Here is a 6,390-nt window from a genome sequence, read left to right on the forward strand (position 1 = left end):
GCCGCTGGATGCGGATTCGGTGCCGTAGCTTGCCGGCGGCGAGGCTCATACGCCGAGGCCTACCCGGTGCGGCCAGAGCAGCGCGTGCGCTCCCAGCGGCAGCTGGTTGGCGGTCTCGTCGGTCACGGCCTCGCGGTTCCGGAAAAGGTGGCCCGCGATCAGCAGCACCGCGGCGGTGATCGAGGCATTGGTCACGATCGGGTCGCCGCCGGCTGTGCCATCGAGAACCGCCTCGGCTAGCGCATCTGTGTCCGGGTAGACGCGCCGGTTGAGGAAGTCCTGGGCGGCCTGCTCGGCTGCGTCGACGTAAACCGTCAGCAAGGAATCGTCGGAACTGTCGGCCCGGCAGTGCTGCCGGGCCTGCTCGATGGTTACCAGATCCATGGCTCAGGGCTTCCGCTTCGCCGCGGTCTTCTTGGCGGCCGGGGCGCCCGTATCGTTGGCCGGCGGATCCGGCTCCGGCGCAGCCTCAGCGCCCTCTCCCACCTGGGTGGCACGGCCCTCGTCGAGGAACTTTTGAGCTAGGCTGGAATCCAGCTGCACGGTCAGGCCGGCCCGCGGGTCGGGCTTCTTGAACTTGATGAGCATGTCGTTCTCCCAGAAAGAAGCCGGCCTTGGCCGGCTTCGTTGGATCAGGCGACGTTGCCGAAGTCGCCGTAAATGAAGGCCTCGGGGCGATACACGGCCAGGGCCAGGCGCTCTTCTGCCAGGATGGTGACCATGTTCTTCACGAAGTCGTCTTCGTTCTCGGTCGCCACTTCGACGCGGGCCTGCCAGCGATCGAAGACCTGTGCGCCCAGGCGGAATGCACCGGTGAGGAACTTATCCTCAGCAATGGCGGCGGTGGCGACCACCGGCAGGTTCCACAACGTGGCGCCGATGGTGCCTTGCGGATTGCCGATGATGTAACGACCCGTGGTGTCCTTCAGCAGCTCGATGCGTGCCCAGTCGATCGGGTTCATCACGATGCCGCTGGCCGGGAACTCCGCCAACTGCGCCTGCAGCATCGCCAAGCGCACTTGGTCGATGATGGTGGCGCCGGCGATGTCCAGTGGCGAGGCATAGGCCGATGCCTGCGGGATGATGCCCAGCAGGTTCTGGCCGGTGCCGTCGCCGCTCAGCAACTGCTGCTCTTCCTTGAAGGCCAGACCATAGCGCAGGCGACCATCGATGTAGCTGGCCAACTGCGATGCATCGCTCAGGATCTGGCGCGACGCCTTCATGTAGTGGGCGATGACCTTCGCAGTCGTGCTCACCATGTCGAATTTCAAGCTGGACTCGGGCTTCTTAGCGGTCTCCGCCACCATCCCGGCGTTGTTGGTGAAACCGGTCTCCTTCACGTACTCGAGCGCGTTTCCGTCCATCCGGCCAGGGGTGATGAGGTCGCGCACGGTCAGGCGGCGATCCGGCGGTGCAATTACGCCCGGGACCCGGGTGGTCTGCACGAGATCGCCGGCCGAGCCATCAGCATCGGTGGTGAGCGAGGTGATGGCCGCCTGGAAGGTCATGTCCACGCGACCGCGCGGCGTGGTCTTCCCGGCGAAGGACTTGAACTCGTCGCTGCCGACGAACTGCTGGCCATAGCTCTGATGCTGGACGTCGCCGCCAGCACCATTGGCTTCGATCTTGGCGATCATCTGCTCGGCGTTCTGCAAGTTCGCCTGCAGCTCACCCTGCTTCAGCAGCAGATCATCGACTTTGGCGCGGGTGTCCTCGGCCATCTTCGCACTGGCCTTGATCTCGTCCTGCGCCTTTTCTGCCATCGCCTTGACATCGTCTCCGATGCGCTTCAGTTCGGCCTGGATGCCTTCGGGAAGCGCGGCGAGCACCGGTCCGGCCATCATCGCTCCAGCCAAGTCCGGCGAGAGGATGTGGTGGATAGCGGTGGCGGCGCTTGCATCGAAGGCCACGACCAGGGCAGCCAGCGCGAACAGCGCCAGCCAGATGCTGTACTTCTTCATGGGAATTGCTCCGTTCAGTTGAGGGAAAAACCACGCAGCGCGGAGGCGAATGCCTCATCGCTGTTTGACGCTTGGCCAGTGCTAGCCTGGCCGTCATCGGTGGGATCTCCCTCACCGCCGCCAGCGGGATCACCCGCGCTGGACTTGAACTCGCTGATGAGTCGCACGGCCTCACTTTTAGGCATGCCGCTGGCACGCAGCGCAGACTCGATCCGTCGCACTGCCGATGCGCTCGCCTTTGCCGCACCTCGCTCGACCTGGTCACTGGCCAGCAGCTCGTCAGCGAAGCCATCTTCGATTGCTGCTTCGCCGCCGATCCAGGTCTCTGCATCCATAAGCTTGGCCATGGATTTCCGGTCCTGGCCGGTCCGGGCGGCGTAGATGCTGGCCATGGCATCGTCGAAAGGCTTGAGCGTGTCAGCCACCTCGATCAGGTCGTTACGATTGCCGACCGCCATGACCCATGCGTTGTGGATCATCAGGAAGCCAGCGCGCGCAATCTGCACGGTGTCGCCAGCCATCGCGATGATGGAAGCTGCGGATGCGGCCAGGCCAAGGACCTTCACCGTGATCTCGCCGTCGTGCTCGCGCAGCAGGTTGTAGATGGCCAAACCCTCGAACATGTCGCCGCCGGGGGAGTTCACATTGACCGTGACCGGTCCCTTGCCCATCGCGCGCAGCGCGCCAGCGACACGCCTGGCCGTGACCCCCTCGCCCGTCCAGTAGTCCTGGCCGATGACGTCATAGACGCTGATGGTTCGCTCCTCATCGGATTCGGCTGCAGCGCGCACGCCCGCATTCCAGCGATCCATGGCGCGCGGCTGGATCTGGCTGCTGACTGCGGCGCAGGGCCTACCCTCCGGAGCACCCGGCAGCGTCTTTATCGTCATCTCTGTTCCTCAGTCCCGCGCGGCGGCGGGTTCTTCAATGCCCAGGAGGGCGCGGAGCGAGGCGCGTACCTGCTGCGCCTGCTGATCGTTCTGTCCCAGCGCGTCGAGCGGCAACATGGCCGACTGCACGGTCAGGACCGCAGCATTCCCGCCCATCGGCTCCCGGTCCTCTAACTCGCGCACCTCGTCGCGGGTCAGGATGCCGTTGTTCACCATGGCGGCGTAGAAGGCAGCACGGCCGGCGCTGTCCGCGCGCAGAAGGCCTTCGACCGCGAATTTCGCGTAATAGCGCGTGCGCTCGCCGGCGGTCAGCAGATCCTTGCTGATGGCCTGTTCGATACGGCGGAGCCAAGGACCAAGCGTGAAGGTGAGGAAGCCAATCATCTGCTGCTCGATGCCACTGCCCCAGCTCGTGCTCTTCTCAGTGTGGCCGACCATCCATGGCGGAACACGGAACCAGCGGCAGATCGATTCCACCGAGAACGCCCGCGACTCCAACAGCTGGGCGTCGCTTGGCTTGATCCCCAGACTCCCTGCATCGGTGCCTCCCTCGAGCAGCGGCGTTTCGCCTCGCTCGATCGTGCCCATCAGATTTTTCTTGAACTCGTCGCGCTGGTCCGGCTTCAGGAAGGTGGCAACCTTGTAGTAGACGGTTTGCAGCAGGCCATTCTTGAAGGTGCGGGCTGCGGCCCTGTCAGCGGCGATTGCCGCGCCGAACACCTTGGCGCCATAGCTGATCACCGAAACACCGTTCAGGCCGTCGAGCGTGAAGCCCGGAATGATCCAGATGCGCTCGCGCGGGATAACGCGGCGAGACCCGTCAGTCCGCGGATACACGAAGATCTTGCGGCCCTGGATGTCGCGGTTCACCACCAGCTTGTCGGGGTCCAGGAACGACAGGCCGATCAGGCGATTGCCGGCGTAGAGCTTCTCGGCATGCGCAGCGCCGCGCAGCAACATGGCGGCGACCATCGCCTCCCAGAAAACAGAGGCCGTAGAATCTGCGTTTGGCTGGTCATGGATGACGAAGTGGAGAGGGTGTTGGCCGGCAACGCGTTTACCGCCTGATGTTCGTTCGAACATCGATAGCGGGAGCGTTGCAATTGTTTCGGAGATCAGTCGGACACAGGACCAGGCTGCATCCACCTGCAAAACTGTCTTGGGGGTTACCTCTGCACCTGTCTCTGATTCCGTCTGCCGGTCGACATAGAGGTCCTTATCCTTGGGCGAAAACGAACGCACCCAGCCGTCGACAGCTGCAGCAATCCGCCGCATCACGCCGGTCTTCGGTAGGGTTTTCATCGGGTTCCAGTCCTCACCGGGTTGCTGAGCCAGTCATCCATCCCGCCATCCATCTCCGCGCTCATGGAAATTCCCACTGCCATCAGCAGCGCGGTCATGTCGTCGATCTTGTCCGCCGATCGCTTCTTGTCCGGCGCCTTGTTCATGTTCTGATCGTTGCGTGCCACCAGGTTGGAAGCGCACCAAGTCAGCACCGGGTCACCGTCATGAACGAGATTTCCGGCGACGTACGCTCGCTCCAGCTCCTGCATCGCGGGGTGGTAGGACTTGGTGCCTTGGATGAACTCCACCAGCGGCACCTCGGCCTTCACCAGCCTGCTGACCATCTCCGTAGCGTTCCATCGATCGAACGCAATCGACTGCACGTTGAACCGCTCCACAACATCAAGAACCGCATGCTCGATCACCGCGTAATCGGTCACTTCGCCTTCCGTCTGTTCAATCAGACCGGCAGCGACCCAGCCCGCGTACGGAACGGTTCCGCGCTCGGTCCGCTGAGCAACCGCTTCTTCCGGCACCCACCGCCGACCCCAGGTGATGATCTGGTCGCCGATCCGCCAAACCAGACGCAGCGCGGTCAGGTCGCGCGTGCTCGCCAGATCCAGCCCGCCCCAGCACGGGACGTCGCGTAGCGCATCCAGATCAACGGTGCCGGCGCAGGCGTTCCACTTCGGCAGCGCGACCCAGCTGTTGGCCGAAGCGGCTGGCCGGTTCACGCGCTTGATTTCGAACTCGGCCAGCTTCGACGGCATCCGCTTCGCCTCAACGGCTTCCTTGCGGATTGCGGCCAGGAGGTGCGGGTTGGCGTCGATCAAGGGGTTTGCCTTGATCCACTTCGACTCGTCGAAGGTGTCGTCCGCCTTGGTTCCGGCGGCCTTGTCCTCCTCGTCGATGGCGTAGAACACCGCCAGGTAGTGGTCGGCCTCGTGGCCGAACACGCCGGCGAGCAGCTGCTTCACGAACTGGCGGATCTCCGCCCAAGGCCCCGGGTTGGTGTAACCCTCGGTGGTGGTGAACAGCCAGAGCGGGTTCTGCCGCGCGCCGGCCGCCGACTGCAGGACGTTCAGCAGGTCCGGCGTCTTGTGCGCGTGGATCTCGTCGAGGCCGACATGGGACGGGTTCAGACCGTCCTGTGTGCTGGCCTTGGCATGAATCGGCTTGAAGCTGGCGCCGATCTCCATGCGGGTGATCGACTTCGCCCAGGTCTCCAGGCCATAGGCCTCTTTGAGATCCGGGGTCTTCTCCACCATCCGCTTGGCGACGTTGAAGATGATCGACGCCTGCGGGAACGTGGTGGCGGCCGAAATGACCTGGGCGCCCTCCTCGTTCTCGCAGCACTGGCAGTACAACAGGATCGCCGACGCCAGCGTGGACTTCGCGTTCTTGCGCGCCACCGCGAACAGCGCGGAGGTGAAGCGGCGCGTGCCATCCGGCTTCCGGAATCCGAACAGCTGCACGACAAAGAACACGTGCGACCGGTGCATCCGGATCTCGGGCGTTTCCCACTTGCCCTCTACGTGCGGCAGCAGCTCGATGAACCCGCATGCGTGGCACGCGTGCTCCGGCGAGAACCGGAACGGTGCACCGCGCCTCTTCGCACGCGCCAGGTCGTCGATGAAGCGTTTCGCAGCCTGGCGGATCAGCTTGCCGAACCGCGCGCCCTTCTTGTCCGCAACCGCTTCCTGCGCGTACGCGATGGCCACCGCAACGTAGTCGGACGGATCCGGCTTCTTCGCGCGGGGCGCGCGCTTCGCTGGTGCCGCCTTTCTCGCCGCTCCCTTGGCCGCCGGCTTACTTGCCCGGCGTGCCGAGCGCGCCGAACTTGTTGCCGGGCTTCTTGGTGTCGCCACCGGAACTCACCTTCCGCCTGCTGGCCGGCGTCATGCCAAACTCGGACAACAGCGCCTTGAAGGCGGTGTCCTCGGCGGCGGTTATGTCCATCCCCGCCTTCTGCTTGGCGACCATCCGCTGCCAGGAGTAGCAGAGCTGCTGCAGCGCATACAGGTCGACCACCTGCAGCACCTTCGCCGCCACCAGCTGCGGGCCGAGATCCAGCCACATCGATGCGCCGTCGGCGTTGAGGTGCTGCGGCGCGTCGGGGAAATCGTCGATCAGATCGAACTCGGGAACGTCCGGCACCTCGCGGTCCGGCCGGGCCGTCCCGGCGATCACCTTGAGGGCCGGAGCTGTCGGCTTCCGTCCTCTCATTTTCAAATCCTAATTTTGACCGTGCGAAA

The 6,390-nt window shown here is 64.3% G+C and carries 7 protein-coding genes; all 7 read right to left on the reverse strand.

Annotation, left to right across the window (positions count from 1 at the left end; genetic code table 11):
* Positions 1–45 precede the first annotated feature (45 nt).
* The 7 genes from J7396_RS22165 to J7396_RS22195 all read right to left on the reverse strand — a co-directional run bounded on the left by J7396_RS22165 (position 46) and on the right by J7396_RS22195 (position 6,361).
* Positions 46–384 (reverse strand): head-tail connector protein, encoded by a 339-nt coding sequence (locus tag J7396_RS22165; protein ID WP_046932027.1) that lies wholly within the window; start codon positions 382–384, stop codon positions 46–48.
* Positions 385–387: 3 nt separating this feature from the next.
* A complete protein-coding gene (locus J7396_RS22170; protein ID WP_046932026.1) occupies positions 388–588 on the reverse strand; it encodes a hypothetical protein in 201 nt (66 codons plus the stop codon).
* Between the two features lie 44 nt (positions 589–632).
* Positions 633–1,961, reverse strand: coding sequence for a phage major capsid protein (locus J7396_RS22175; RefSeq protein WP_080952937.1), 1,329 nt, complete (start codon positions 1,959–1,961; stop codon positions 633–635).
* Between the two features lie 14 nt (positions 1,962–1,975).
* Positions 1,976–2,851, reverse strand: coding sequence for a head maturation protease, ClpP-related (locus tag J7396_RS22180; protein ID WP_209262155.1), 876 nt, complete (start codon positions 2,849–2,851; stop codon positions 1,976–1,978).
* Between the two features lie 9 nt (positions 2,852–2,860).
* On the reverse strand, positions 2,861–4,153 hold the full coding sequence (locus tag J7396_RS22185; protein ID WP_209262156.1) for a phage portal protein: 1,293 nt from the start codon (positions 4,151–4,153) through the stop codon (positions 2,861–2,863).
* Entirely contained in the window at positions 4,150–5,856 is a 1,707-nt protein-coding gene (locus J7396_RS22190; protein ID WP_209262157.1) for a terminase TerL endonuclease subunit, read from the reverse strand. Before J7396_RS22190 ends, J7396_RS22185 begins: the two co-directional genes overlap by 4 nt.
* An 88-nt stretch (positions 5,857–5,944) precedes the next feature.
* Entirely contained in the window at positions 5,945–6,361 is a 417-nt protein-coding gene (locus tag J7396_RS22195) for a hypothetical protein (protein WP_209262158.1), read from the reverse strand.
* Positions 6,362–6,390 lie beyond the last annotated feature (29 nt).

Source organism: Xanthomonas sp. A1809, assembly GCF_017746015.1.
Classification (GTDB): Bacteria; Pseudomonadota; Gammaproteobacteria; order Xanthomonadales; family Xanthomonadaceae; genus Xanthomonas; species Xanthomonas euvesicatoria.